1 rRNA gene is annotated in these 1,471 nt (G+C 56.4%); it reads right to left on the reverse strand.

Annotated elements, in window-relative coordinates:
- Position 1: 1 nt before the first annotated feature.
- Positions 2-1,440 (reverse strand): 16S ribosomal RNA (locus tag AACX88_RS17305).
- Positions 1,441-1,471 lie beyond the last annotated feature (31 nt).

The following is a 1,471-nucleotide window of genomic DNA, read 5'->3' on the forward strand; positions in this document are numbered from 1 at the left end:
ACAAGGGGTTAGGCCACCGGCTTCGGGTGTTACCGACTTTCGTGACTTGACGGGCGGTGTGTACAAGGCCCGGGAACGTATTCACCGCAGCGTTGCTGATCTGCGATTACTAGCGACTCCGACTTCACGTAGTCGAATTGCAGACTACGATCCGAACTGAGACTGGCTTTAAGGGATTCGCTTGCCCTCACGGGTTCGCCTCTCTCTGTACCAGCCATTGTAGCATGCGTGAAGCCCAAGACATAAAGGGCATGATGATTTGACGTCATCCCCACCTTCCTCCGAGTTGACCCCGGCAGTCTCCTATGAGTTCCCACCATCACGTGCTGGCAACATAGAACGAGGGTTGCGCTCGTTGCGGGACTTAACCCAACATCTCACGACACGAGCTGACGACAACCATGCACCACCTGTACACCAACCCCAAAAGGGGAAGGACTGTTTCCAGCCCGGTCTGGTGTATGTCAAGCCTTGGTAAGGTTCTTCGCGTTGCATCGAATTAATCCGCATGCTCCGCCGCTTGTGCGGGCCCCCGTCAATTCCTTTGAGTTTTAGCCTTGCGACCGTACTCCCCAGGCGGGGCACTTAATGCGTTAGCTACGGCGCGGAGAACGTGGAATGCCCCCCACACCTAGTGCCCAACGTTTACGGCATGGACTACCAGGGTATCTAATCCTGTTCGCTCCCCATGCTTTCGCTCCTCAGTGTCAGTTACAGCCCAGAGTCCCGCCTTCGCCACCGGTGTTCCTCCTGATATCTGCGCATTTCACCGCTACACCAGGAATTCCAGACTCCCCTACTGCACTCTAGTCAGCCCGTACCCACTGCACGCGCAACGTTAAGCATTGCGTTTCCACAGCAGACGTGACCAACCACCTACGAGCTCTTTACGCCCAATAATTCCGGACAACGCTCGTACCCTACGTATTACCGCGGCTGCTGGCACGTAGTTAGCCGGTACTTCTTCTGCAGGTACCGTCACCCGAAGGCTTCTTCCCTGCTGAAAGCGGTTTACAACCCGAAGGCCGTCATCCCGCACGCTGCGTCGCTGCATCAGGGTTTCCCCCATTGTGCAATATTCCCCACTGCTGCCTCCCGTAGGAGTCTGGGCCGTGTCTCAGTCCCAGTGTGGCCGGTCGCCCTCTCAGGCCGGCTACCCGTCGTCGTCTTGGTGAGCCATTACCTCACCAACAAACTGATAGGCCGCGAGCCCATCCCCAACCGAAAAAACTTTCCACCACCAGACATGCGTCCGGCAGTCGTATCCGGTATTAGACCCAGTTTCCCGGGCTTATCCCGAAGTCAGGGGCAGGTTACTCACGTGTTACTCACCCGTTCGCCACTCATCCACCCCAGCAAGCTGGGGCTTCAGCGTTCGACTTGCATGTGTTAAGCACGCAGCCAGCGTTCGTCCTGAGCCAGGATCAAACTCTCCATAAAAAATATTTCGATGATCCCGGCAAGACAGTCA

It is taken from the genome of Brevibacterium metallidurans (assembly GCF_037101285.1).
GTDB classification, from domain to species: domain Bacteria; phylum Actinomycetota; class Actinomycetes; order Actinomycetales; family Brevibacteriaceae; genus Brevibacterium; species Brevibacterium metallidurans.